The organism is Sodalis sp. (in: enterobacteria) (genome assembly GCF_036327475.1).
Classification (GTDB): Bacteria; Pseudomonadota; Gammaproteobacteria; order Enterobacterales; family Enterobacteriaceae.
This window is the reverse complement of sequence record NZ_CP132913.1, coordinates 1,268,550-1,294,230: the sequence shown is the minus strand read 5'-3', so window position 1 is coordinate 1,294,230 and position 25,681 is coordinate 1,268,550. Positions and strand designations below refer to the sequence as shown.

20 protein-coding genes and 1 pseudogene are annotated in these 25,681 nt (G+C 56.3%); 16 read left to right on the top strand and 5 right to left on the bottom strand.

Going from position 1 to position 25,681, the window contains the following annotated elements; all coding sequences use genetic code 11:
- The first annotated feature begins 21 nt into the window (after positions 1-21).
- From GPOALKHO_RS07025 to lpxC, 12 genes are all read left to right on the top strand, one after another.
- Positions 22-1,794 (top strand): peptidoglycan glycosyltransferase FtsI, encoded by a 1,773-nt coding sequence (locus GPOALKHO_RS07025; protein WP_406701885.1) that lies wholly within the window; start codon positions 22-24, stop codon positions 1,792-1,794.
- Positions 1,781-3,268: a UDP-N-acetylmuramoyl-L-alanyl-D-glutamate--2,6-diaminopimelate ligase gene (gene murE / locus GPOALKHO_RS07020; protein WP_406701884.1), complete on the top strand. Its 1,488-nt coding sequence runs from the start codon at positions 1,781-1,783 to the stop codon at positions 3,266-3,268. The genes GPOALKHO_RS07025 and murE overlap by 14 nt, the downstream gene beginning before the upstream one ends.
- On the top strand, positions 3,265-4,632 hold the full coding sequence (murF, locus tag GPOALKHO_RS07015; RefSeq protein WP_406701883.1) for a UDP-N-acetylmuramoyl-tripeptide--D-alanyl-D-alanine ligase: 1,368 nt from the start codon (positions 3,265-3,267) through the stop codon (positions 4,630-4,632). Before murE ends, murF begins: the two co-directional genes overlap by 4 nt.
- Positions 4,626-5,708, top strand: coding sequence for a phospho-N-acetylmuramoyl-pentapeptide-transferase (gene mraY / locus GPOALKHO_RS07010; protein ID WP_406701882.1), 1,083 nt, complete (start codon positions 4,626-4,628; stop codon positions 5,706-5,708). Before murF ends, mraY begins: the two co-directional genes overlap by 7 nt.
- Positions 5,709-5,710: 2 nt before the next feature.
- Positions 5,711-7,027, top strand: a complete 1,317-nt coding sequence (gene murD / locus GPOALKHO_RS07005) for a UDP-N-acetylmuramoyl-L-alanine--D-glutamate ligase (RefSeq protein WP_406701880.1) — start codon at positions 5,711-5,713, stop codon at positions 7,025-7,027.
- Positions 7,027-8,229, top strand: coding sequence for a cell division protein FtsW (gene ftsW / locus GPOALKHO_RS07000; RefSeq protein WP_406701879.1), 1,203 nt, complete (start codon positions 7,027-7,029; stop codon positions 8,227-8,229). The genes murD and ftsW overlap by 1 nt, the downstream gene beginning before the upstream one ends.
- Positions 8,230-8,237: 8 nt before the next feature.
- Positions 8,238-9,302 (top strand): undecaprenyldiphospho-muramoylpentapeptide beta-N-acetylglucosaminyltransferase, encoded by a 1,065-nt coding sequence (gene murG / locus GPOALKHO_RS06995; protein ID WP_406703432.1) that lies wholly within the window; start codon positions 8,238-8,240, stop codon positions 9,300-9,302.
- Positions 9,303-9,368: 66 nt separating this feature from the next.
- Positions 9,369-10,841, top strand: coding sequence for a UDP-N-acetylmuramate--L-alanine ligase (murC, locus tag GPOALKHO_RS06990; protein WP_406701878.1), 1,473 nt, complete (start codon positions 9,369-9,371; stop codon positions 10,839-10,841).
- Positions 10,842-10,897: 56 nt separating this feature from the next.
- Positions 10,898-11,728: a cell division protein FtsQ gene (ftsQ, locus tag GPOALKHO_RS06985; RefSeq protein ID WP_406701876.1), complete on the top strand. Its 831-nt coding sequence runs from the start codon at positions 10,898-10,900 to the stop codon at positions 11,726-11,728.
- Positions 11,725-12,981, top strand: a complete 1,257-nt coding sequence (gene ftsA / locus GPOALKHO_RS06980; RefSeq protein ID WP_406701875.1) for a cell division protein FtsA — start codon at positions 11,725-11,727, stop codon at positions 12,979-12,981. The genes ftsQ and ftsA overlap by 4 nt, the downstream gene beginning before the upstream one ends.
- A 72-nt stretch (positions 12,982-13,053) precedes the next feature.
- The gene (gene ftsZ / locus GPOALKHO_RS06975) at positions 13,054-14,214 is read left to right on the top strand and encodes a cell division protein FtsZ (RefSeq protein WP_406701873.1); all 1,161 of its coding nucleotides are present in this window, start codon (positions 13,054-13,056) and stop codon (positions 14,212-14,214) included.
- Positions 14,215-14,320: 106 nt separating this feature from the next.
- On the top strand, positions 14,321-15,238 hold the full coding sequence (lpxC, locus tag GPOALKHO_RS06970; RefSeq protein ID WP_406701871.1) for a UDP-3-O-acyl-N-acetylglucosamine deacetylase: 918 nt from the start codon (positions 14,321-14,323) through the stop codon (positions 15,236-15,238).
- A gap of 76 nt (positions 15,239-15,314) precedes the next feature.
- On the opposite strand, the gene GPOALKHO_RS06965 is transcribed toward lpxC, so the two are convergent.
- Positions 15,315-15,842, bottom strand: coding sequence for a DUF721 domain-containing protein (locus tag GPOALKHO_RS06965; RefSeq protein WP_406701869.1), 528 nt, complete (start codon positions 15,840-15,842; stop codon positions 15,315-15,317).
- A gap of 191 nt (positions 15,843-16,033) precedes the next feature.
- Between GPOALKHO_RS06965 and secA the strand changes: the two genes are divergently transcribed.
- The gene (gene secA, locus GPOALKHO_RS06960; RefSeq protein WP_406701868.1) at positions 16,034-18,742 is read left to right on the top strand and encodes a preprotein translocase subunit SecA; all 2,709 of its coding nucleotides are present in this window, start codon (positions 16,034-16,036) and stop codon (positions 18,740-18,742) included.
- 76 nt (positions 18,743-18,818) lie between these two features.
- Here secA and GPOALKHO_RS06955 read toward each other — a convergent pair whose 3' ends face one another.
- From GPOALKHO_RS06955 to coaE, 3 genes are all read right to left on the bottom strand, one after another.
- Positions 18,819-19,193 (bottom strand): hypothetical protein, encoded by a 375-nt coding sequence (locus GPOALKHO_RS06955; RefSeq protein ID WP_406701867.1) that lies wholly within the window; start codon positions 19,191-19,193, stop codon positions 18,819-18,821.
- Positions 19,194-19,322: 129 nt separating this feature from the next.
- Positions 19,323-19,502, bottom strand: a complete 180-nt coding sequence (gene yacG, locus GPOALKHO_RS06950) for a DNA gyrase inhibitor YacG (RefSeq protein WP_406701865.1) — start codon at positions 19,500-19,502, stop codon at positions 19,323-19,325.
- 358 nt (positions 19,503-19,860) lie between these two features.
- The gene (coaE, locus tag GPOALKHO_RS06945; RefSeq protein ID WP_406703431.1) at positions 19,861-20,499 is read right to left on the bottom strand and encodes a dephospho-CoA kinase; all 639 of its coding nucleotides are present in this window, start codon (positions 20,497-20,499) and stop codon (positions 19,861-19,863) included.
- A gap of 190 nt (positions 20,500-20,689) precedes the next feature.
- Between coaE and GPOALKHO_RS06940 the strand changes: the two are divergent.
- Positions 20,690-20,933 (top strand): annotated as a pseudogene (locus tag GPOALKHO_RS06940) (GMP reductase); the annotation flags it as partial.
- A gap of 269 nt (positions 20,934-21,202) precedes the next feature.
- On the opposite strand, the gene GPOALKHO_RS06935 reads toward GPOALKHO_RS06940, so the two are convergent.
- A complete protein-coding gene (locus GPOALKHO_RS06935; RefSeq protein WP_406701864.1) occupies positions 21,203-21,370 on the bottom strand; it encodes a hypothetical protein in 168 nt (55 codons plus the stop codon).
- A 743-nt stretch (positions 21,371-22,113) separates the two neighbouring features.
- Here GPOALKHO_RS06935 and pdhR point away from each other — a divergent pair.
- Both pdhR and aceE read left to right on the top strand, forming a co-directional pair.
- Positions 22,114-22,878 (top strand): pyruvate dehydrogenase complex transcriptional repressor PdhR, encoded by a 765-nt coding sequence (pdhR, locus tag GPOALKHO_RS06930; RefSeq protein WP_406703429.1) that lies wholly within the window; start codon positions 22,114-22,116, stop codon positions 22,876-22,878.
- 126 nt (positions 22,879-23,004) lie between these two features.
- Positions 23,005-25,671, top strand: a complete 2,667-nt coding sequence (gene aceE, locus GPOALKHO_RS06925) for a pyruvate dehydrogenase (acetyl-transferring), homodimeric type (protein WP_406701863.1) — start codon at positions 23,005-23,007, stop codon at positions 25,669-25,671.
- Positions 25,672-25,681: the final 10 nt, after the last annotated feature.

Genomic DNA, 25,681 nt, shown 5'->3' with positions numbered 1-25,681 from the left:
CATAGGGATCGCTAGCAATACATGAAAGCCGTAGCACGCACGATGAAACTGAAACGCCAAGAGAATCAAACCAGCTTTGTCAGCTGGCGTTTCGCCTTGGTGTGCGGTTGCATCCTGCTGGCGCTGGTTGGGCTGATACTGCGGGTGGCTTATTTGCAGGTTATCAATCCTGACAAGCTGGTGCGTGAAGGGGATATGCGCTCGCTGCGCGTGCAGCAAGTTCCCACCGCACGCGGCATGATAAGCGACCGCTCCGGCCGTCCCCTGGCGGTAAGCGTGCCGGTCAACGCCATCTGGGCCGATCCGAAAGAGCTCAACAATCATGGCGGTATTAGCGCCGACAGCCGCTGGAAAGCACTGTCCGATACGCTTTCTATTCCCCTCGATCAGCTCTCATTACGCATCAACGCCAATCCAAAAGGGCGTTTTGTCTATTTGGCGCGCCAGGTTGACCCTGCTATCGGCGATTACATCCATAAACTTAAACTTCCTGGTATTTATCTGAGTCAGGAGTCACGGCGTTATTACCCTGCCGGTCAGGTAACCGCGCATCTTATCGGCGTAACCAATATCGATAGCCAGGGCATTGAGGGCATCGAAAAAAGCTTCGACCACTGGCTGACAGGCCAGCCCGGCAAGCGTACGGTGCGTAAAGACCGGTTTGGCCGAGTTATTGAGGATATTTCCTTGGTGGATAGTCAGGCGGCACACAACTTGGCGCTGAGTATCGACGAACGGCTACAGGCGCTGGCGTATCGCGAGCTGAATAACGCCGTGGCGTTCAATAAGGCTGAATCGGGCACGGCGGTTCTGGTGGATGTCAACACCGGCGAAGTGCTGGCCATGGTCAACAGCCCCTCCTACAACCCCAATAATTTGACCGGCACCACCATGGACGTGATGCGAAACCGCGCTATCACCGATATTTTCGAGCCGGGTTCGACGGTCAAGCCTATGGTGGTGATGACCGCGTTGCAGCGCGGCGTAGTTCGGGAAAACAGCGTACTCAATACGCTGCCCTACATGATTGGCAGCCACCAAATCAAGGATGTGGTGCGCTATGCTGAATTGACCGTGACAGGTATTTTGCAGAAATCGAGTAACGTCGGTGTGTCTAAGTTGGCATTAGCGATGCCCTCCTCGGCGCTGGTAGAAACTTACTCGCGCTTTGGATTAGGTAAGGCGACCAATTTGGGGTTGGTCGGGGAAAGCAGCGGCTTCTATCCCCATAAACAACGGTGGTCCGACATGGAGAGGGCAGCCTTCTCTTACGGCTATGGTCTAATGGTAACGCCGTTACAATTGGCGCGGGTCTACGCTACGATCGGCAGTATGGGCGTTTTACGCCCGCTTTCTATTACCCGGGTCGATCCCCCGGTGACGGGAGAGCGAGTATTTCCCGAATCGCTTGTGCGTACCGTAGTGCACATGATGGAAAGCGTTGCGCTGCCGGGTGGCGGCGGTACCAAAGCCGCGATTAAGGGTTATCGCATCGCCATCAAGACCGGCACCGCCAAAAAGGTCGGACCGGACGGTAATTATATCAATAAATATATCGCCTATACCGCCGGAATCGCGCCAGCCAGTAATCCGCGCTTTGCGCTAGTAGTAGTGATACAAGATCCACAGGGCGGCAAATACTACGGCGGGGCGGTCTCCGCGCCGGTATTTGGTGCCATCATGGGCGGCGTCTTACGTACAATGAACGTAGAGCCGGATGCGTTGCCGCAGCCTGGCGAGAAATCCGACATGGTCGTCAATAATCAAAAAGAGGCATCAGGTGACCGATCGTAATTTACGTGAGCTACTCGCGCCATGGGTGCCTAACGCGCCGGGACGCGTGCTGAGGGAAATGACGCTGGACAGCCGCACCGCGGCTGCGGGCGATCTATTTGTGGCCGTCGCCGGCCATCAAACAGGCGGGTGCCGCTATATTTCTCAGGCGATCGCGCAAGGCGTTGCCGCCGTCGTGGCACAAGCGGAAGGCGAGGCTGAAGAAGGTGAAATACGTGAGCTGCATGGCGTGCCTGTCATCTACCTCCACCGGTTGCAAGAGCGGTTATCGGCGTTGGCGGGGCGCTTTTATCAGCAACCGTCACACGCGCTGCGTCTGATTGGCGTCACTGGCACCAACGGCAAAACCACCACCACGCATCTTTTGGCGCAATGGGCGCAGTTATTGGGCGAGACCAGTGCGGTGATGGGCACCGTCGGCAATGGTGTGCTGGGCCGCATCCATCCGGCCAACAACACTACCGGCTCACCGGTCGAAGTCCAGCAGCTGTTGTCGCAATTGCAGCGCCAGGCCGCGACCTTTGCGGCGATGGAAGTCTCGTCCCACGGCCTGGTGCAGCACCGGGTTAGTAGTCTGCATTTCACCGCTGCGGTCTTTACCAATCTGAGTCGCGACCATTTAGATTATCACGGCGATATGGCGCAGTACGAAGCGGCTAAATGGCGGCTGTTCGGCGAGTTTGACGTTGGTCAGCGCATTATCAATGCCGATGACGCCACCGGCCGTCGCTGGTTGCACCAATTGCCGCGGGCGATTGCGGTAGCGGTTAGCGGTGCGCTGCCACCGGAACGGCAGAGCGACTGGTTGTGTGCGGGCAAGGTGCGCTATTATGCGCGCGGCGCGGATATCCCGTTCCGCTCCAGCTGGGGGGAGGGGATCGTCCACAGTCAATTAATCGGGGAATTCAACGCCAGTAACCTGTTACTGGCGTTGACTACGTTGTTGGCGCTCGGCTACCCACTACCGGCGCTACTTGACAGCGCCAGCCGCCTGCAATCGGTTTGTGGCCGTATGGAAGTCTTTCACGCCAAAGGCCGCCCCACGGTGCTAGTAGACTATGCTCATACTCCTGACGCGCTGAAAAAGGCGCTAATGGCGGCCAGACTGTATTGCCACGGTAAACTCTGGTGTGTGTTCGGCTGCGGCGGCGATCGCGATAAAGGCAAGCGGCCGCTGATGGGCGCTATCGCTGAACAGTACGCCGACCGAGTAATTATTACCGACGATAACCCGCGCGGAGAAGCAGCGCAGGACATTATCAACGACATTAAGAGCGGTCTGCTGGATGCGAGCCGCGCCCAGGCGATTTCAGGCCGCGCCGAGGCAGTAACCAGCGCCATTATCCAGGCCGCGCCGGCGGATCTGGTGCTAGTGGCCGGTAAGGGCCATGAGGATTGCCAAATCATCGGTCAGCAGCGGCTTGGCTTCTCTGACCGCACCACTGTGGCGCGGCTACTGGGAGTGATGGCATGATCCCATTTACTCTCAGCGCTATTGCACCGGTGCTCAATGCCGAATGGGTGGGCGACGATCGCACTATCCTGTCTGTGGTCACCGACTCGCGGGCGTCGAGCGAGACCGAAGGTAGTGTATTTGTCGCGCTGATGGGTGAGCAGTTCGACGCTCATGATTTCGCCGAACAGGCGGTCGCCAGCGGCGCCGTGGCGCTGCTGGTTAATCGCCGGCTACTTCTGGATGTGCCGCAGCTGATTGTCGCCGATACCCGCCGCGCGCTGGGACAATTGGGTGCCTGGGTGCGCCAGCAGGTGCCGGCGCGGGTGGTGGCCCTGACGGGGTCCTCTGGCAAAACCTCGGTCAAAGAGATGACCGCCGCTGTCCTGCGGCAGTGCGGGCACGTTCTGGCGACCGAGGGAAATTTCAATAATGATATCGGTGTACCACTGATGCTATTGCGTCTGACGCCGGAGCATGATTTCGCAGTAATTGAGCTAGGCGCCAATCATCTCCGCGAAATTGCCTGGACGACCGACCTAGTGCGGCCGGAAACCGCGCTGGTAAACAACCTCTCCGCCGCGCATCTGACCGGGTTTGGTTCGCTGTCGGGCGTCGCGCAGGCCAAGGGTGAAATTTTCACCGGACTGCCGGCCAACGGCCGCGGCATCCTTAATGCCGATAGCAACGACTGGTCGCGCTGGCAACAGGTTTTGGGTCACAAAGCGATCTGGCGTTTCGCCTTACACGCCGCTGAAGGCGTGGATTTCTTTGCCAGCGACATCGTAGGCGATCAGAAGGGGGTGCGCTTCATCCTACACAGCCCGCACGGTGAGTATCCGGTGCGACTGCCGCTATCGGGACGGCATAATGTCGCCAATGCCTTGGCCGCCAGCGCGCTGGCGCTATCGGTGGGCGCCGGATTACCGGCCATCGCTGCCGGCCTAGCTCAGCTCACGCCCGTGCCAGGACGGCTGTTCCCCATCGCGCTCGGCGCCGGACAACTGCTGCTGGACGATAGCTATAACGCCAACGTCGACTCCATGACCACCGCTGCGCAGGTGCTGGCGGAAATGCCGGGCTACCGGGTGATGGTAGTGGGCGATATGGCGGAGTTGGGTGATGAAGCGGCCGAGCGCCATCGGCAGGTGGGCGAAGCCGTCGCCCTGGCCGGTATCGACAAGGTATTAAGCGTCGGCAATCTGAGCCACCTTATCGGTGAGCCCAGCGATCGGGGCGAGCATTTTCAGGACAAAGCGGCGCTCACCGCCCGTCTGGCGCAGTTGTTGTCAGAGCAGGTAGTAATGACCGTATTGGTGAAGGGTTCACGTAGTGCCGCAATGGAGCAAGTGGTGCGTGCGTTACGGGAGAAAACTTCATGTTAGTCTGGCTAGCCGAATATCTGATCCAATTTTATTCGGGGTTCAATATCTTTTCATACTTGACGTTCCGCGCCATCGTCAGCCTGCTGACCGCGTTATTCTTGTCGCTCTGGATGGGGCCGTGCCTTATCGACTGGCTTCGAAAATTGCAGATCGGGCAAGTGGTACGCAATGACGGCCCGGAATCGCATTTCAGAAAGCGCGGTACACCGACCATGGGTGGGCTGATGATCCTTGCGTCGATTACGGTTTCGGTGCTGATGTGGGCCTATCCGTTCAATCCATATGTGTGGTGTGTGCTGTTTGTGCTGGTGGGTTACGGCACTGTGGGTTTTATCGACGACTATCGCAAAGTGGTGCGCAAAGACATCAAGGGGCTTATCGCTCACTGGAAGTATTTCTGGCAATCCTTGATAGCACTGGCGGTGGCGTTCACCATGTTCACGGTGGGAAAAGATACGCCGGCTACCCAGCTGGTGGTACCGTTTTTCAAAGACATTATGCCGCAGCTGGGGTTGTGGTATGTGCTGTTGGCCTACTTTGTTATCGTCGGCACCAGCAACGCGGTTAATCTGACCGACGGTCTTGACGGCCTGGCGATCATGCCGACGGTATTCGTTGCCGCCGGCCTGGCGCTGGCGGCGTGGGTGACCGGTAACATGAACTTCGCGGGCTACCTGCATATTCCCTACGTACGCTTCTCCGGGGAGTTGGTTGTGGTGTGTACGGCGATCGTCGGTGCTGGTCTGGGGTTTTTATGGTTCAACACCTACCCGGCGCAGGTCTTTATGGGTGATGTCGGCTCACTGGCGCTTGGCGGCGCGCTCGGCACTATCGCCGTGCTGCTGCGCCAGGAATTTTTACTGCTGATTATGGGCGGGGTATTCGTGCTGGAAACCCTGTCGGTGATTTTACAGGTGGGGTCGTTCAAATTGCGCGGTCAGCGCATTTTCCGTATGGCGCCTATTCATCACCATTATGAATTGGAGGGCTGGCCGGAGCCGCGCGTTATTGTGCGTTTTTGGATAATTTCGCTGATGTTGGTCCTTATAGGACTGGCGACGCTAAAGGTACGGTAATCATGACGGACTATCGTGGCGAACAAGTGGTCATCATCGGACTGGGACTTACCGGCCTTTCCTGCGTTGACTTCTTTCGCCACCGCGGCGTGACACCGCGGGTGATGGACACTTGCTTTACGCCACCGGGTCTGGAGCATCTGTCAGCCGATGTTCCGCGTCAGCTGGGATCGTTAAACGAGGCGTGGCTGCTCGATGCTACCCTAATCGTCGCCAGCCCCGGCATCCCCCTATCGCATCCCGCGTTGGCCGCCGCGGCAGCGGCCGGCATAGCCGTTGTCGGCGATATTGAACTGTTTGCACGCGAGACGCAAACGCCGATGGTGGCGGTAACCGGTTCCAACGGCAAAAGCACCGTCACCCGCATGGTGAGCGAAATGGCCGCCGCCGCCGGTTGGCGGGTGGGCGTCGGCGGTAATATCGGCCTGCCGGCGCTGATGTTGCTAGAAGCACCACGCCAGTTGGATGTGCTGGAGCTATCGAGTTTTCAATTGGAAACTACCCAAAGCCTGAAAGCGGTGGCGGCGACCGTACTGAATATCAGCGAAGATCATATGAACCGTTATCCGCTAGGCTTGCAACAGTACCGGGCGGCCAAACTGAAAGTTTATCGCAATGCAGCGGTGTGCGTGGTCAACGCTGACGATGCGCTCACTCTGCCGGAACGCGGACATGACATGCGCTGCGTCAGCTTCGGTGTTGAGCGCGGCGATTATTATCTTAGCCAACGTGCGGGCAACACCTGGTTAATGGCGCGCGGCGAACCGCTGTTGGATTGCGCCGAAATGACCGTCGGCAGCCGTCATAATTATACCAATGCCCTGGCAGCGCTAGCGCTGGCGGACGCCATTGGTCTTCCGCGGGTGGCCAGCCAGGCGGCGCTGCGGCAGTTTCGCGGTCTGGCGCATCGCTTTGAGCTAGTGCACGACCGCTATGGTGTACGCTGGATTAATGACTCTAAAGCCACTAACGTGGGCAGCACGGAAGCGGCGCTGAACGGGCTAGCAGTGGCGGGTACGTTGCATTTGCTGCTGGGCGGCGATGGTAAATCCGCTGATTTCACCCCGCTTTCGCCTTTGGTACAGGGCGATCGGGTGCAGCTGTACTGTTTCGGGCAGGATGGCGAGCAGCTGGCGTCCCTGCGTCCCGACGCCGCCACTCTCACTGAGACGTTGGAGCAGGCGATGCGCATCATTGGTACGCGGGTGAGGGCAGGGGATTTGGTGTTGCTGTCGCCGGCCTGCGCCAGTCTGGACCAATTTAGCAATTTTGAAGCGCGCGGTGAGGTCTTCACGCGCCTGGCGCAGGAGGTGGGCTGATGCGCATTTCCGATCTGGGATTGATTTCATGCCTAAAGGCATGGGTGATGGGGCCGCGCGAGCCAGAAGCGCCGGCTCATGTGCTGTATGACCGCACGCTGCTGTGGCTGACGTTGGGGCTGGCCGGTATCGGTTTTGTGATGGTGACCTCGGCGTCGATGCCCATCGGGGCGCGCCTGTTGGGCGACCCGCTCTATTTCGCCAAGCACGATGCCTTCTACCTCGGTCTGGCGTTTGTGTTGTCGCTGACAACGCTTAGGATCCCAATGGTGGTCTGGCAGCGCTATAGCTCGGTAATGTTGCTTATCACCTTGGTGATGCTACTGGTGGTGCTGGTGGTTGGCAGCTCAGTTAATGGCGCGTCGCGCTGGATTACGCTCGGTCCGCTGCGTATCCAGCCGGCGGAATTGTCCAAGCTGGCGTTGTTTTGCTACTTGGCCAGTTATCTGGTGCGCAAAGTAGAGGAAGTGCGTACTAACTTCTGGGGATTTTGCAAACCCATGGGCGTGATGATGGTGCTGGCGGTACTACTGCTGGCGCAGCCTGACCTCGGGACCGTGGTGGTACTGTTTGTCACCACTCTGGCGATGCTGTTCTTGGCCGGCGCCAAACTGTGGCAATTTTTATCGATTATCGGTGCGGGTATTGTCGCGGTGGTGCTGTTGATTATCGCCGAGCCGTATCGTATGCGGCGCGTGATCTCGTTCTGGAACCCGTGGGATGATTCTTTCGGCAGTGGGTACCAGCTTACCCAATCGCTGATGGCCTTTGGTCGTGGCGAGTTTTGGGGGCAAGGACTGGGCAATTCAATACAGAAACTAGAGTATTTGCCGGAAGCCCATACCGACTTTATTTTCGCCATTTTGGGGGAAGAACTGGGTTATTTTGGCGTGGTGCTGGCACTACTGATGGTCTTTTTAGTCTCGTTCCGCGCGATGTCCATCGGCCGCAAAGCGCTGGAAATCGACCGGCGCTTTTCCGGTTTCCTAGCCTGCTCCATCGGTATCTGGTTTAGCTTCCAGGCGCTGGTCAATGTGGGTGCCGCCGCCGGCATGCTGCCCACAAAAGGGCTGACGCTGCCGTTAATCAGCTACGGCGGCTCAAGCTTGCTTATTATGTCGACGGCGATTGTAATGCTGCTGAGAGTGGATTTTGAGACGCGCTTGGCCAAGGCGCAAGCATTTACGAGGGGACCGCGATGATGGACGCGATGATGGAAAAGACCAGGCGGCTGATGGTGATGGCGGGCGGTACCGGTGGACATGTGTTCCCGGGGTTGGCGGTTGCCCATCACCTAATGGCGCAAGGCTGGCAGGTTCGCTGGCTCGGCACCGCCGATCGTATGGAGGCCAGTTTGGTGCCGCAACACGGCATCGACATCGATTTTATTCGCATCAGTGGCCTGCGCGGCAAAGGTATGAAAGCGCAGCTGATAGCGCCGATGCGTATCTGGCGCGCCTGGCGTCAGGCGCGGTGCATCATGCGTTCCTGGCGGCCAGATGTGGTACTGGGGATGGGCGGCTATGTCTCTGGACCAGGCGGTCTGGCGGCCTGGAGCTGCGGCATCCCGGTCGTGCTGCATGAGCAGAACGGCATTGCCGGCCTGACCAATCGTAGTCTGGCGAAAATCGCACACAAAGTGCTACAAGCGTTTTCCGGCGCGTTCCCTCATGCCGATGTGGTGGGCAATCCGGTGCGTGATGCGGTACTGGCGCTGCCGGCGCCCGACGTGCGCTTTCTCGAACGCACCGGCCCGATTCGGGTCTTAGTGATCGGCGGTAGCCAAGGTGCACGGGTGCTGAATCAGACCATGCCAGCGGTTGCCGCCCGCTTGGCGAACACCTTGACTATGTGGCATCAGGTGGGTAAAGGGGCGCTGGATGAGGTCAACCGAGCCTACGCAACGGCCGGCGAGACTCAGCACCTGGTGGTGGAGTTTATCGACGATATGGCCGCCGCCTACACCTGGGCGGATGTGGTAGTATGTCGCGCCGGTGCGCTGACGGTGAGCGAAATCGCCGCCGCCGGTTTGCCGGCGCTGTTTGTGCCATTTATGCACAAAGATCGTCAACAGTATTGGAACGCGCGGCCGCTGGAGCAGGCGGGCGCGGCAAAAATCATCGAACAGCCGGCCTTTACCGCCGAGCGGGTCAGCGACGTGCTGGCAGGTTGGGATCGACTGACGCTTCTGCGTATGGCGCAGCGCGCCAGGGCAACGGCTATTCCCGACGCGACGGAGCGGGTGGCGCGGGAAGTGGCGGCGGCTGGCGCCTAAGTCGCACGTCGACAAGACCGGACAGGCCGTGCCGTCCAGAGCGTTTTTGACTTAAGCGATAATACTGTGAATACACAACAACTGGCTAAATTGCGAACTTTTGTCCCCGAGATGCGCCGCGTCAGGCAAATCCATTTTGTTGGCATCGGTGGTGCCGGTATGGGTGGTATCGCGGAAGTGCTGGCAAACGAGGGCTATCAAATCAGCGGTTCCGATCTGGCGCCGAACGCGGTGACGCAGCAACTGACTGACCTGGGCGCGCAGATCTTTTTTAACCACCGTCCTGAGAATATCAACAACGTCAGCGTGGTGGTGGTGTCGAGCGCTATCGCCCCCGATAACCCGGAGATTGTAGCGGCCAAAGAGGCGCGTATTCCGGTGATTCAGCGCGCAGAAATGTTAGCGGAGTTGATGCGTTTTCGTCACGGTATCGCCATCGCTGGCACCCACGGCAAAACCACCACGACCGCGATGGTGGCCAGTATTTACGCCGAGGCCGGCCTGGATCCGACCTTTATTAACGGCGGCCTAGTAAAAGCCGCCGGCGCCCATGCCCGCCTGGGTTGTAGCCGTTACCTGATTGCCGAGGCCGACGAAAGCGACGCCTCTTTCCTGCATTTGCAGCCGATGGTGGCGATTATCACCAATATCGAAGCCGACCACATGGATACTTACCAGGGCGACTTTGAGAATTTGAAGCAGACATTCATCAACTTTCTGCACAATTTGCCGTTTTACGGCCGTGCGGTGGTGTGTACCGACGATCCGGTGATCCGCGAACTGCTGCCCCGCGTTGGGCGACAGATTACCACCTATGGTTTTAGCGACGACGCTGATTTATGCATTACCGATTACCGTCAGGAGGGCCTGCGCAGCAGTTTTGCCTTCACTCGCCAGGATAAGCCCGATTTGCGCGTAGAGCTCAATGCGCCAGGCCGACACAATGCGCTGAATGCGATGGCGGCGATTGCGGTGGCGACCGAAGAGGGCATCAATGACGAGAGTATTTTGCGGGCGATGCTGCAATTTCAAGGGACGGGCCGCCGCTTTGACGATTTGGGCCGCTATGATTTGACCCACGTCAACGGTAAAACGGGCGAGGTCATGCTGGTTGACGATTATGGTCATCACCCGACCGAAGTGGATGCCACCATCAAAGCGGCTCGAGCAGGCTGGCCGAACAAACGGCTGGTAATGGTGTTTCAGCCGCACCGCTACACTCGCACGCGGGATTTATACGACGACTTTGCCAACGTCTTGTCCGGTGTGGATGTGCTGTTGATGCTGGATGTGTATCCTGCCGGCGAAGCGCCAATTCCCGGCGCTGACAGCCGCTCTCTGTGCCGCACCATACGCGGGCGTGGTAAGGTGGACCCGATTTTGGTACTGGATATAGATGCGCTGCTATCGACGCTGGCACAGGTCTTGCAGGATAACGATTTGGTGCTGATGCAGGGTGCCGGCACGGTGGGCAAAATCGCCCGTAAACTGGCCGATAGCAAGCTGCAGCCGCAGCTGGGCGAGGGACATCATGGTTAAACGGCCTGGCCAGTTCCGACATGCGCCGACGGTTATTGCGGCGGGAGCGGTCTGACATGTCGCAGGCGGCGATAAATGTACGCAACCGTGAGACGGAAAGGGCCGCTGCAGAACGCAGCGGCGGTGGCCAGCTCAGGGGGTCGATTTTCCTGCTGATGGTACTTGGTGCCATCGTCTGGGGAGGCTGGATGGTTGTGGACTGGATGAAAGCTCCCCATCGTTTACCGCTGTCCCGGCTGGTGGTGACCGGCGAGCGCCATTACACCACCAATGACGACATTCGCCAGGCGATTCTGGCGCTGAGAGCGCCGGGTGCCTTTATGACCCAGGACGTCAATGTCATCCAGCAGCAGATAGAGCGCATGCCGTGGATTAAGCAGGTGAGCGTGCGTAAACAATGGCCGGACGAGTTGAAAATCCACGTGCTGGAGTATGTGCCGGTAGCGCGTTGGAATGATTTACATCTGTTGGACGGCAGCGGCAAGGTGTTCAGCGCGCCGGCGCAGAGCATCGACAATCAGCTCATGCCGATGCTTTATGGTCCGGAAGGCAGCGAGCAAGACGTCTTGACCGTCTACCGTACTATGAATGAAGTGCTGACGGCCGCCAAGTTTCAGCTTAAGGCAGTCAGCATGAGCGCCCGCCATTCGTGGCAGTTAACGCTAAAGGACGATACCCGGTTGGAGCTCGGTCGTGAGAACAGGGCCAGGCGCCTGCAGCGCTTTATAGGGATTTATCCGGTTCTACTCCAGCAGGCCAAGAATAAGCACATAAGTTACGTGGACCTGCGCTATGACTCGGGCTTAGCCGTCGGATGGGCAGCGGCCCATATCGAGCCGGAAGGCAGTAATCAGCAACAGATTCAGGTACAGGCAGAACAACAATGATCAAGGCGACGGACAGAAAACTGGTAGTGGGACTAGAGATCGGCACGGCCAAGGTAGCCGCGCTGGTAGGGGAGGTGTTGCCAGATGGTATGGTGAATATCATCGGTGCCGGCAATTGCCCGTCGCGCGGCATGGATAAAGGTGGCGTTAACGATTTGGAATCGGTGGTGAAATGCGTGCAGCGCGCCATCGATCAGGCGGAGTTGATGGCGGACTGCCAGATCTCGTCGGTGTATCTTGCCCTGTCCGGCAAACATATCAGCTGCCAGAATGAAATCGGCATGGTGCCGATTTCCGAAGAAGAAGTAACGCAGGAAGACGTCGAGAATGTGGTGCATACTGCCAAATCGGTGCGTGTGCGTGACGAGCACCGCATCTTACACGTGATTCCGCAGGATTACGCGATTGACCATCAGGAAGGAATAAAAAACCCGATTGGCCTGTCTGGCGTGCGGATGCAGGCCAAAGTTCACCTGATTACCTGCCATAATGATATGGCGAAGAACATTGTTAAAGCGGTTGAACGTTGCGGACTGAAAGTTGACCAACTGATTTTCGCAGGTCTGGCATCAAGCTATGCTGTGCTGACGGAAGATGAACGCGAGCTGGGCGTGTGTGTAGTGGATATTGGTGGCGGCGCCATGGACATGGCGATCTATACCGCCGGCGCGCTGCGCCACACCAAGGTGATCCCCTATGCCGGTAACGTAGTTACTAGCGACATCGCCTATGCCTTCGGTACGCCGCCCACCGACGCTGAGGCGATCAAAGTTCGCCACGGCTGCGCGCTAGGGTCAGTGGTCAGTAAGGACGAAAGCGTTGAAGTGCCGAGCGTCGGCGGACGACCGCCGCGCAGCCTACAGCGCCAGACCCTGGCCGAGGTGATCGAGCCGCGTTATACCGAGCTGTTGAACCTGGTCAATGATGAAATTTTACAGCTACAAGAACAGCTGCGGGCGCAGGGGGTAAAGAATCATCTGGCCGCGGGCATCGTGCTGACCGGCGGCGCGGCGCAAATCGACGGTCTGGCAGCCTGCGCACAGCGGGTATTCCATACCCAGGTACGCATCGGCCAGCCCCTGAATATCACCGGTCTGACGGATTATGCGCAGGAGCCCTATTATTCGACCGCCGTTGGGTTACTGCATTACGGTAAAGAGTCATATTTAAACGGCGAAGTGGATGTGGAAAGACGAACGTCGGTCGGCACATGGTTGAATCGGTTCAGTGGCTGGCTGCGCAAAGAATTTTAACGATTTTTAAGACGGAATCCGGCTGTACAGGCGGCCGATTCCGAAGCGACAGGTACAAAACGGAGAGAAATTATGTTTGAACCTATGGAATTAACCAACGACGCGGTGATTAAAGTCATCGGTGTCGGCGGCGGCGGTGGCAACGCGGTCGAGCATATGGTGCGCGAGCGCATCGAAGGCGTGGACTTTTTCGCAGTAAATACCGATGCACAGGCATTGCGTAAGACGTCCGTTGGCCAGACTATCCAGATCGGTAGCAGTATCACTAAAGGGCTCGGAGCCGGCGCCAATCCTGAAGTCGGCCGCAACTCCGCCGAGGAGGACCGCGAAGCGCTGCGGGCTGCTCTTGAGGGCGCCGACATGGTGTTTATCGCCGCTGGCATGGGCGGGGGCACTGGCACGGGCGCCGCGCCGGTTGTCGCGGAAGTCGCTAAGGATCTGGGTATCTTGACCGTTGCCGTGGTTACCAAGCCCTTCAACTTTGAAGGCAAAAAACGCATGGCGTTCGCCGAACAGGGCATTGCTGAACTCTCAAAGTATGTCGACTCGCTTATCACCATACCTAATGATAAACTGCTGAAAGTTCTGGGCCGCGGCATTTCGCTGCTGGACGCTTTCGGCGCCGCCAACGACGTACTGAAAGGTGCGGTGCAAGGTATCGCTGAACTTATCACTCGTCCGGGCCTGATGAACGTCGACTTCGCCGACGTGCGCACCGTCATGTCGGAGATGGGTTACGCTATGATGGGGTCCGGCGTCGCTTGCGGCGAGGATCGCGCGGAAGAAGCGGCGGAAATAGCGATTTCCAGCCCGCTACTTGAAGATATCGATCTGTCCGGCGCCCGTGGTGTACTAGTCAACATCACCGCCGGCTTCGACCTGCGTCTGGACGAATTTGAAACTGTAGGTAACACTATTCGCGCTTTCGCCTCCGACAACGCCACCGTTGTCATCGGTACCTCGCTGGATCCAGATATGAACGACGAACTGCGCGTTACCGTCGTGGCCACCGGCATCGGCATGGATAAGCGCCCAGAAATCACGCTAGTGACTAACAAGCAGAACAACCCGCCGGTTATGGATAACCGCTACCGCGATCATGCCGCGGGCTTGTCTTCACTCGCTCAGGAGCAGAAGACGGTGGTCAAGGCGCTCAATGAGCAAAACGTCCAGGGAAGTAAGGAACCTGACTATCTGGATATTCCGGCGTTTCTACGTAAACAGGCAGATTAAACCGTGCCGCTTTGGGAAGCATCGCTCTTTGTGCTACACTGGCCAGTCCACTCTCCTCTGTACTAGGCAGGGTAAGCGGTGTGGTTAAACATTACGAGAAAAATAGATGATCAAACAGCGGACATTAAAACGTATCGTGCAAGCCGCCGGTGTGGGATTACATACCGGCAAAAAGGTCACACTTACACTACGTTCTGCACCGGCAAACACCGGGGTCATCTATCGTCGAACCGATTTAAACCCGCCGGTGGATTTCCCCGCAGACGCCAGGTCGGTGCGCGACACTATGCTGTGCACTTGCTTGGTGAGTGAGCATAACGTGCGCATTTCCACCGTTGAGCACCTGAACGCAGCGCTGGCGGGATCGGGGATCGACAACATCATCGTTGAAGTGGATGCACCTGAAATCCCGATCATGGACGGTAGCGCCAGCCCCTTCGTTTACCTTCTGCTGGATGCCGGTATTGAGGAACTTAACTGCGCCAAAAAATTCTTGCGTCTTAAACAGGCGGTGCGCGTTGAGGATGGGGATAAATGGGCCGAGCTGGCGCCGTATAACGGCTTTACGCTCGATTTCACCATCGACTTCAAACATCCTGCGATTGATGCCAGCTCGCAACGTTATTTTCTGAACTTCTCCGCGGAGTCGTTCGTTCGCCAGATAAGCCGCGCACGCACCTTTGGCTTCATACGCGATATTGAGTACCTGCAATCTCGCGGGCTAGCCCTTGGCGGCAGTTTCGACTGCGCTATCGTGGTCGATGACTACCGGGTACTGAATGAAGATGGCCTGCGCTTTGAAGATGAGTTTGTCCGCCATAAAATGCTCGACGCCATAGGCGACCTGTTTATGTGCGGCCATAACATCATTGGCGCTTTTACTGCTTTCAAATCCGGCCACGCCATGAACAACAAGCTGTTGCAGGCGGTGCTAGCGTGCCAGGAAGCTTGGGAACTGGTGACCTTCGAGGACGAGGCGGAACTGCCGTTGGCGTTCAAGGAACCTTCCCTCGTTATGGCATGAGGGTCGTCGGTGCACAGTGGCGTAGCGTTTCAAGACGGCGTTCCGGCTTACGCCGGCAGGGGTAGTGGTTGGGCGTCTATTTCCCACGACTGGCGGGGTTGGCACTCTCTCCGGCCAGCTCTGCCAGTCGTTCCAGCGCGCTCTTTAATTTCCCTTCGCTGCGTGCCGCCACATGGCGAATAGATACCGCGCTCTGCGCGCTCAATTGCCTCGGCTTTTCCTTGAGCGGCCGGCGATGTTGCCGGCCGCTGTCGTTATTTTGCGCGTTTAATTCCTGTTTTCTCTCCAAGCCAGGGTTAATCCTGATGTCGATGGACGACAATGATGGTAGAATTTTCGCTCTTAATGCGGATAATAATTGAGGTTGTTCATATAGCAACCGCATCTTCCAGCTGGCATTGGCAGTTTCCAGCACCATCACGCTCTGGCGGACGTTGGCAACGCAGCACCAGGGGCGCAGCGGTGCCGGCAACAACGTGCTAACCGCGTGGTTGAGATTAAGCAACATGATGGCCCGCTGCTTAATCTTTGAGAGGGACTGGCGGCCCGTCTCAGCGGCATCGCCAAATAGGCTGTCGATGGGGTGTGGACGACTATGGCGCATAACAACACTCCGGCAGAAGACATTATCGTGCAATGGGTATTTTAAATCGTTGACGACAATTTGGCAGACGTTATTTCTAGCCGCACCTCCTGTTTGGATGGTCACGGCCAGATTTGGCGGACAGCTGCGCACGAGGCCGCTTAACCCTTTTGGCCGCCGATGGGCGTGGCCGTGATGAGATGTAACTGACTATGCTAGCAAAATTACTTACCAAAATTTTTGGCAGCCGTAATGATCGTACCATGCGTAGCATGAGTAAGGCGGTAGACGCTATCAACCAGATGGAATCGGCAATGGAGCAGTTGAGCGACAAACAGCTCACGGCCAAAACCATCGAATTCCGTGAGCGTATTGCCAAAGGGGCGACCGTCGACAGCCTGCTGCCGGAAGCCTTTGCCGTAGTGCGCGAGGCCAGCAAGCGTGTATTCGGTATGCGTCATTTCGATGTGCAATTGATGGGCGGTATAGTGCTTAACAAATGCTGTATCGCCGAAATGCGCACAGGTGAAGGGAAAACCTTGACAGCCACACTGCCGGCCTACCTTAACGCCCTCGGCGGCAAAGGCGTCCATGTGGTCACGGTGAACGATTATTTGGCGCAGCGCGATGCGGAAAACAACCGTCCGCTATTTGAGTTTCTTGGGTTGAGTGTCGGCATCAACTTGTCGGGGCTGCCGGCTCCGGCCAAGCGAGCCGCGTACGCCGCCGATATCACCTACGGCACCAACAACGAGTACGGCTTTGACTATCTGCGCGACAATATGGCATTCAGCCCGGAGGAGCGGGTGCAGCGTAAATTATATTACGCGCTGGTGGATGAAGTGGATTCTATTCTGATCGATGAAGCCCGCACCCCCCTGATTATCTCCGGCCCGGCGGAAGACAGCTCCGATATGTATCGCCGCGTCGACAAATTGATCCCGCATTTGATTCGCCAGGACAAAGAGGATTCCGAAAGCTTTCAGGGCGAGGGGCACTTCTCGGTGGATGAGAAATCCCGCCAGGTGAACCTGACCGAACGGGGGCTAGTGCTGATTGAAGAACTACTGGTGAAAGCCGGGATCATGGAGGAGGGCGAATCGCTCTACTCTCCCGCCAACATCATGCTGATGCATCATGTGACCTCCGCTCTGCGCGCCCACGTGTTGCTAGCCCGAGATGTGGATTATATCGTCAAAGATGGTGAAGTTCTTATCGTTGACGAACACACGGGCCGCACCATGCCGGGCCGCCGCTGGTCCGACGGGCTGCACCAGGCGGTGGAGGCGAAAGAAAACGTGGCGATCCAGAATGAAAACCAGACGCTGGCGTCTATCACTTTCCAGAACTACTTCCGCCTGTATGAGAAACTTGCCGGAATGACCGGCACTGCCAATACCGAAGCGTTTGAATTCAGCTCTATCTATAAACTTGATACCATCGTTGTGCCCACTAACCGTCCGATGATCCGCAAAGATTTGGCCGATCTGGTTTACATGACGGAAAAAGAAAAAATCGACGCGATAATCGAGGACATCAAAACCTGTACCAAACGTGGCCAGCCGGTTCTGGTAGGGACCATCTCTATTGAAAAATCAGAGTTGGTTTCCGGCGAGCTGGAAAAAGCCGGCATCGCGCATAAAGTGCTCAACGCCAAATTCCACGCCATGGAGGCAGAGATCGTCGCTCAAGCTGGCCAGCCAGGGGCAGTGACCATCGCTACCAACATGGCCGGCCGAGGTACCGATATCGTACTTGGCGGCAGCTGGGAGGCGGAAATCGCAGCCCTGGAAGCGCCGGATGAGCAGCAGATCACCGCTATCAAAGATGCTTGGCAGCGGCGCCATGAGGCGGTGCTGGCCGCCGGTGGCCTGCACATCATCGGCACCGAGCGTCATGAATCGCGCCGTATCGACAATCAGCTGCGCGGCCGCTCCGGCCGCCAAGGTGATGCCGGCTCATCCCGTTTTTACTTGTCGATGGAAGATGCTCTGATGCGCATTTTTGCATCAGATCGCATCTCCGGCATGATGCGTAAATTGGGTATGAAACCGGGCGAAGCCATTGAGCACCCGTGGGTCACAAAGGCGATTGCCAATGCCCAGCGTAAGGTGGAAAGCCGCAACTTTGATATCCGTAAGCAACTGTTGGAGTATGATGACGTCGCCAACGATCAGCGTCGTGCGATCTACACCAAGCGAAACGAATTGCTCGATGTGGCGGATATTAGCGAGACTATTAAGGGCATCCGCGAGGATGTGTTGAAAACTATTCTCGATAGCTACATTCCGCCGCAATCGCTGGAAGAAATGTGGAATGTGCCCGGACTTGAGCAGCGTTTGAAAGATGATTTTGATCTGGAGATGCCTATCGGCCAATGGCTGGACGATGAGCCGGGCCCGCACGAAGAGGCCCTGCGTGAGCGCGTGCTTGAACAGATGTTGGTGCAATATCAGCGTAAGGAGGAGATTGTCGGAAGCGACATGATGCGCAACTTCGAGAAAGGTGTTATGTTGCAAACGCTTGATTCCTTTTGGAAAGAGCATTTGGTGGCGATGGACTACTTGCGTCAGGGCATCCATCTGCGCGGCTATGTGCAAAAAGATCCGAAGCAGGAGTACAAGCGCGAATCCTTTGTGATGTTCACCGCTATGCTGGAGTCGCTGAAATATGAAGCAATCAGCACCCTGAGCAAGGTGCAGGTACGCGTGCCGGAAGAGGTAGAGGCAATGAAGCAGCAACGGCGCGAAGAAGCTGAGCGTCTGGCTAAACAGCAGCAGCTCAGCCATCAGGCGTCGATAGCGGAACTCGCCTCCAGCAGCGCTTCTTTGGCGCAGAAAGGCCACAAAGTCGGGCGCAACGATCCTTGCCCGTGCGGTTCCGGCAAGAAATTCAAATACTGTCACGGTAAATTGCGGTAAGCTTGATGTCAAGCGGCCAGCAGTCGTTCATCTACGCCCGGTTCGCCGGGTATTTTATTAAAAAGGCGTGTGGATCTTAAGGAGCGCTGACAGCTATGACGATACGAACCATCTCGGTGGTATCATCTGTAGCGCCAGGCGGGAAATATTTATCGCCCGCGCCGCCCGGCAGAAGTCCGTATGGGCGGTTTTTGGGAGTTTTTCGGCGGTACAGTTGAGCTAGGAGAGAGCCACGAACAGGCTCTGTACCGTGAACCTGTGAAGAGACCGGCTTGATGTCAAGCAGACCCATTTGCTGGCGACGATCCAGAATCACTTCGCCGAGCGACAGTTGGCGTTTTATTTCTTTGGCGGAGCACTGGCGTGGCACTCCCCTGCGGCGCGATGTCTCGGTAGGCGGCGGTTCCTGCACGGCAAACGTGTTTATTTCTCGACGGGGTCGGCGTGACATTAGCGGTTCTATATAAAAGAAAACCGAGGGAAAGAGGCGGTGGACGCGACACCTACCGCTAAGATGTACCGCAAGCGACGGTGTAACGCATTGCCGCCGCTGTCGCCGTTCGCTCGTGGCGGGTGTACTCTACTCGTCGCTATCAGTGATTTGCACATCGCTTGAAATACGCTTTTCCTCTTCCACCCATTCGCCAAGATCTATCAACTGGCAGCGTTTGCTGCAAAACGGTCGGAACGGGCTTTTCTGGCTCCACTCCACCCCTTGGCTGCAGGTTGGACAGGTGACGTTAACAATATCGTCGCTCATGTAATTACTCCTCACAACTGGCCAGTTCAAACAGGGAGATAATTCGGCATCACGCCGCTCGCGCTGTCCAGGGATAAGCTGATAGCACAACGGATTTTATGGCCGAAAGCTTGCAGATAGAGTTAATACTCGACAGGAACGCACAACCACAGCAAATCCCCTCCTCTAGCGTTATCCTGGAAGAAGCCGTTCAGGCTGATTTGTTTTTGAACGGGTCTGGAATGTGGTGCACGATATTCAGAATACGGGTCAGCGCGGCGTCGAGCGAATCCCGCGTTTGGAGATAAGCATCCATAGGAACGTCAACCGCAGACAAGTCCGCATTTTCATCTAACGGATATTCAAGTAGCGCTGTTGTCTAGTAAACGTCACTCATAAGTGATTTATCCTGTCGGGTTGCTGATGCCGCAAGCGCAAGATAGCGTCGATGCAAAGTAGCAACGCAATCCGTTACTTCCTCTGGGCGCCCGCTATTATCAATAATATCGTCCGCACAGGCCAGACGCCGCTGACGCGGCACTTGCGCCGCCAAAATGTTCTCTACCTGCTCGCGGCTGACGTCGTCCCGGCTGAGTGTGCGCGCGATCTGCACCTCGCGTGCCACATCCACCACCAGCACCCGATCGGCGCGTTGTTGCAGCTTATTCTCAATAAGCAGCGGCACGACCCACAACACGTACGGCGCGCAGGCGGAGCGCAACTGCTGCTCGGTTTGCCGTTTAATAAGCGGATGGAGTAGACCGTTAAGCCAGGCTTTCTTTTCTGGATCGCTGAAAATACGCGCTCTAAGCGCGGCGCGATCCAGTGACCCGTCCATGTTCAGCACCGCCGGACCAAATCGTTGCGCGATGGCACGCAGGGACGGGCTGCCTAGCTCGACCACCTTCCGTGCAATTACGTCGGCATCCACTACTGGCACGCCGAGGGCAGTGAAGGCGTTAGCCATCGTGCTTTTACCGCTGCCGATACCGCCGGTCATAGCAACAATGTATTGCATCACGTTAACTGCCTCACTCTGAAGGGCTCTCGTGACCCAAGATAATTGGTACGATTGTACCGTAAAACGGGCAGATTCTGCAGTCTTGCTCTAACCTTAATCCCGCGCACGCGCATGATGCCGCTACTGGAACAGACAAATTGTATCTGATCTTGATTAGCGACTCACCACTTTTCATCAGGAAAACCCTATGTGTATAGGAGATGTAACGTTATGTTTCAGGGACGTGCTTATCCGACTGAAAGCTCCACGCTGAAAAGTTGATCCGATGTTGAACTGCAGCGTGATTTCACCTTCAAATATCCTGACCTTCGCTGATCCGGCGTGTCGGTTATCGCCGCGAACATGGATATCGTTGTAACTTTTCTCATGGCAAAGGTGCTGACGTCTTCGACGTGCTGACCGCGATGTATAAGCATTATAGCGTGGATCAGTTGGGGCATCGCGCTTGAGGGAGTTGACCAAACACACCACTTTCATCCGTGTCGCTGAGCAGGAAAATCGGACTTCACTCAACTGTAACCTGCGACGCCTTAATGTGACGTTGATGCGCCCTAACTGTCGTTTACCTCAGCTATGCTGGTGCCGTCGAGCTCGCGCGGGTAACGCGGCAAAGCGTGGTCGACCTGCATATTTCCTAGCTCGCCGCCGAGCGCGACGGTAACGGCTGTCCTGCGCTTAAATTGGTCAAAACTTCCCCCAACTACAGCAGCGGCACATAAAGTATTATCACCAGTCCGCACACCATAGTGCCCATCAGCAGCAGCGCGGGCTCGGCCAGTTGCGCCAACCATTCGGCCTTTTGCCGTGCCTGCTCGCCATGACACTGCGCCAGGACCTCATTCAGCGTGTGATAAGCTCGCCGCTCCAAAAAGCGCGTCGGAAGTCGTGGCAGAGTTAGTGCACTAGGTGCTGCGCTAGCACTAGGCTGACGCTGGTCCAGTCTCTGCCGCCCCAAGGGATAACGCCGCAGAATAGCGTAGCCAAAATAACCGAATGGCCGGCTATTTGTATGGTTTGCGCAATCCTCAGTATGGCGATTTGGCCTGCGTTTCAGCGTCTCGGCACGCTGTTAGCCTTCCATCATCGAATCATCTTTGTCGTTATGGTCTGTCGTTATGGCGGGCAGATATCTGGATTCCGAATCAGCGCTGTGTCTATCCAAAGTTACGGTTGTTGTATGTTTTAATTTACGCGTCACGGTGTGGCATTGCACTGGATTTATGACATTTGCGCGCAATAAACCGGCGCCGTCGTTTGCTGGACGATTGGCGTAACGGCGATCGGAAAATCGCCGGGGTTCGTAAGGTCGTATCAGGGTTGTATAATTATGTATTTGGCGGTGTTTTTCTTGGTTCCCAGTGTAGATCATCTTCCATGGCTTACACGGAACGCTTCATGGTCGTTAATAATAACCTTTCGTATGAAAATAATTTTGCTACGCAGCGGACCTGACGCAGCTTAGATGTCAGGCTTTTGTGAGAATGTGCGCGATTTGATGATTTAGGTTAAAGCCACGATAGACAGAAGGTGAATACTTTGCTACTTTTAGCACCGTTAAAATTTAATTGGTATTACCAATTTACCATGCGCCATCCGCTGAGAAGACAAGAAATGGCCTATAGTAAGATCCGCCAACCCAAGTTATCGGATGTCATAGAACAGCAATTGAAATATTTGATTCTAGAAGGGACTCTGCGCCCAGGCGAAAAATTGCCTTCCGAGCGTGAACTGGCAAAGCAATTTGACGTTTCTCGCCCATCGCTGCGGGAAGCCATCCAGCGATTGGAAGCTAAAGGCCTGCTACTGCGGCGGCAGGGGGGAGGGACGTTTGTACAAAGTAATTTGTGGCAAAGCTTCAGTGATCCGCTGACCGAACTATTTGCAGAACATCCTGAATCACAATATGACCTGCTGGAAACCCGCCACGCCCTTGAAGGCATTGCCGCCTATTATGCGGCGCTGCGCGGAACCGAACAGGATTTCGAGCATATCCGTGAGTGCCATCAGGCGATTCAGGCGGCGCAGGATAGCGTCGATCTCGATGCGGAAGCTGATGCCGTCATGAATTATCAAATCGCCGTCACCGAAGCCGCGCATAATACGGTTTTATTGCATCTTGTGCGCAGTATAGAGCCGATGCTAGAAAACAGCGTGCGTCAAAATTTTAAATTGCTTTACTATCGTCGGGAAATGCTGGCTCAAGTGAGCACCCACCGTGCCGAGATTTTCGCCGCGATAGTCGCGCGCGAGCCGGAAAAGGCGCGCGAGGCGTCACATCGCCATCTGGAGTTTATTGAGGAGATTTTGCTGGACCTTGGCCGGGAACATAGCCGGCGCGAACGATCACTTCGACGTCTCCAGCAACGTAAGGATTAAGCCCCGGGAACGGCGGCCTACACGGCAGCGGGAGCTATGAGCCTATCCTCCTATGCTCTGGCCGCCAGAGCATAGGAGGATAGGCTCCAACTAAACCAATATTAAAGATAGATAAGGAACACCACCATGTCAGAACGTTTGTACAATGACGTGGATCCGATCGAAACACGCGACTGGTTGCAGGCGATCGAATCGGTTATCCGTGAAGAAGGTATTGAACGCGCGCAATTCCTGATTGATCAGGTGTTGAACGAAGCGCGCAAAGGTGGGGTAAGCATCGCGCAAGGTGCCGCCGGACGCGATTACATCAATACGATTCCGGTCGAGGAAGAGCCTGAGTATCCGGGCAATTTAGAGCTGGAGCGCCGTATCCGCTCCGCTATACGCTGGAATGCCGTCATGACCGTGCTGCACGCGTCGAAGAAAGATTTAGAGCTGGGTGGCCATATGGCGTCATTCCAGTCCTCTGCCACGATTTATGAAGTATGCTTTAACCACTTCTTCCGTGCTCGCAACGACAAAGACGGCGGCGACCTGGTCTATTTCCAGGGCCACGTTTCCCCTGGCATCTACGCTCGCGCCTTCCTGGAGGGCCGCCTGAGCGAAGATCAGATGAACAACTTCCGTCAGGAAGTAGGCGGAAAGGGCCTCTCGTCCTATCCGCATCCCAAGCTGATGCCGGAGTTCTGGCAGTTCCCGACGGTGTCGATGGGTCTGGGGGCCATAAGCGCTATCTATCAGGCTAAATTCCTTAAATATTTGCATCACCGCTCGCTGAAGGACACCAGTAATCAGACAGTTTACGCCTTCCTGGGCGACGGCGAGATGGATGAGCCGGAATCCAAAGGCGCCATCACCATCGCGATGCGCGAGAAGCTGGACAATCTGGTGTTCATCATCAACTGCAATCTACAGCGTCTGGATGGGCCGGTCACCGGTAACGGTAAGATCATCAACGAGCTGGAAGGTGTGTTTGGCGGCGCTGGCTGGGAAGTGATCAAGGTGGTCTGGGGTGGCCACTGGGACGAGCTGCTACGTAAAGACACCTCTGGCAAGCTAATTCAATTAATGAACGAAACCGTCGACGGCGACTACCAGACCTTTAAATCAAAGAACGGCGCCTACGTGCGCGAGCACTTCTTCGGTAAATATCCGGAAACCGCCGCACTGGTGAAAGACATGAGCGACGATAAGATATGGGCGCTGAATCGCGGTGGACACGATCCGAAAAAAATCTACGCCGCGCTGCAAAAAGCCAAGAACACAACCGGCAAGCCAGTGGTCATCCTTGCCCACACCATCAAAGGTTACGGCATGGGTGTGACCGCGGAAGGCATGAATATCGCGCACCAGGTGAAGAAAATGAATATAGAAGGGGTACGCTACTTCCGCGATCGCTTCAACCTGAGCGCCATTACTGACGATAATATTGAAGCGCTGCCCTATATCACTTTTGCAGAAGGGTCCGAAGAGTACAACTATCTACATGAGCACCGCAAAGCGCTGCACGGCTATTTGCCGAGCCGCCTGAAGGATTTCACCGAGCAGCTGGAACTGCCGACGCTTGAGGATTTAGCACCACTTCTGGAAGAGCAGAAGAAAGAGATCTCCACCACCATCGCTTTTGTTCGCGTGCTGAACGTGATGCTGAAGAACAGGTCGATCAAAGATCGCTTGGTGCCGATCATCGCCGACGAAGCCCGTACTTTCGGCATGGAAGGTTTGTTTCGCCAAATAGGCATCTATAGCCCTAACGGTCAGCAGTACATGCCGCAGGACCGCGAGCAGGTCGCCTACTACCGCGAAGACGAAAAGGGGCAGATCCTGCAAGAAGGAATCAACGAGCTGGGCGCGGCGTCTTCCTGGTTGGCGGCAGCGACCTCATATAGCACCAACGATTTACCGATGATTCCGTTCTACATCTACTATTCAATGTTCGGTTTCCAGCGTATCGGCGATCTGTGCTGGGCGGCGGGCGATCAGCAGGCGCGCGGCTTCCTTATCGGCGGCACGTCTGGGCGGACCACGCTGAACGGTGAAGGCTTGCAGCATGAAGACGGCCACAGCCATATTCAGTCACTGACCATCCCAAACTGCATTTCCTACGATCCGGCCTATGCCTATGAAGTCGCTATCATTATGCATGACGGTTTAACCCGGATGTACGGCGATAAGCCAGAAAACGTCTACTACTATTTGACCACGCTGAACGAAAACTACGCTATGCCCGCCATGCCGAAAGGCGCAGAAGAGGGGATTCGCAAAGGGATCTACAAGCTGGAAACGCTGGAAGGCGGCAAAGGCAAAGTGCAGCTGATGGGCTCGGGAGCAATCCTGCGCCACGTGCGCGAAGCGGCGCAGATCCTGTCGAAAGAGTATGAGGTGGGTTCCGACGTGTACAGCGTAACCTCGTTCACTGAACTGGCGCGCGATGGCCAGGATTGCAAACGCTGGAACATGCTGCATCCAACCGAAACGCCGCGCGTACCCTATGTGGCCACCGTGCTAAATGATGCTCCGGCGATAGCGTCCACCGATTATATGAAACTGTTCGTCGAGCAGATCCGTAACTTCATCCCTGCTAGCGAGTTCCACGCTTTGGGCACCGACGGTTTCGGTCGTTCCGACAGCCGCGCGAACCTGCGTCATCACTTTGAAGTGAACGCCAGCTATGTGGTGGTTGCGGCGCTGAGTGAATTGGCTAAACGCGGCGATATCGGCGCTGATGTGGTGGCGCAGGCCATCAGAAAATTCGGCATCGACGCTGACAAAGTCAACCCGCGTCTGACGTAAGAGGTAGAGT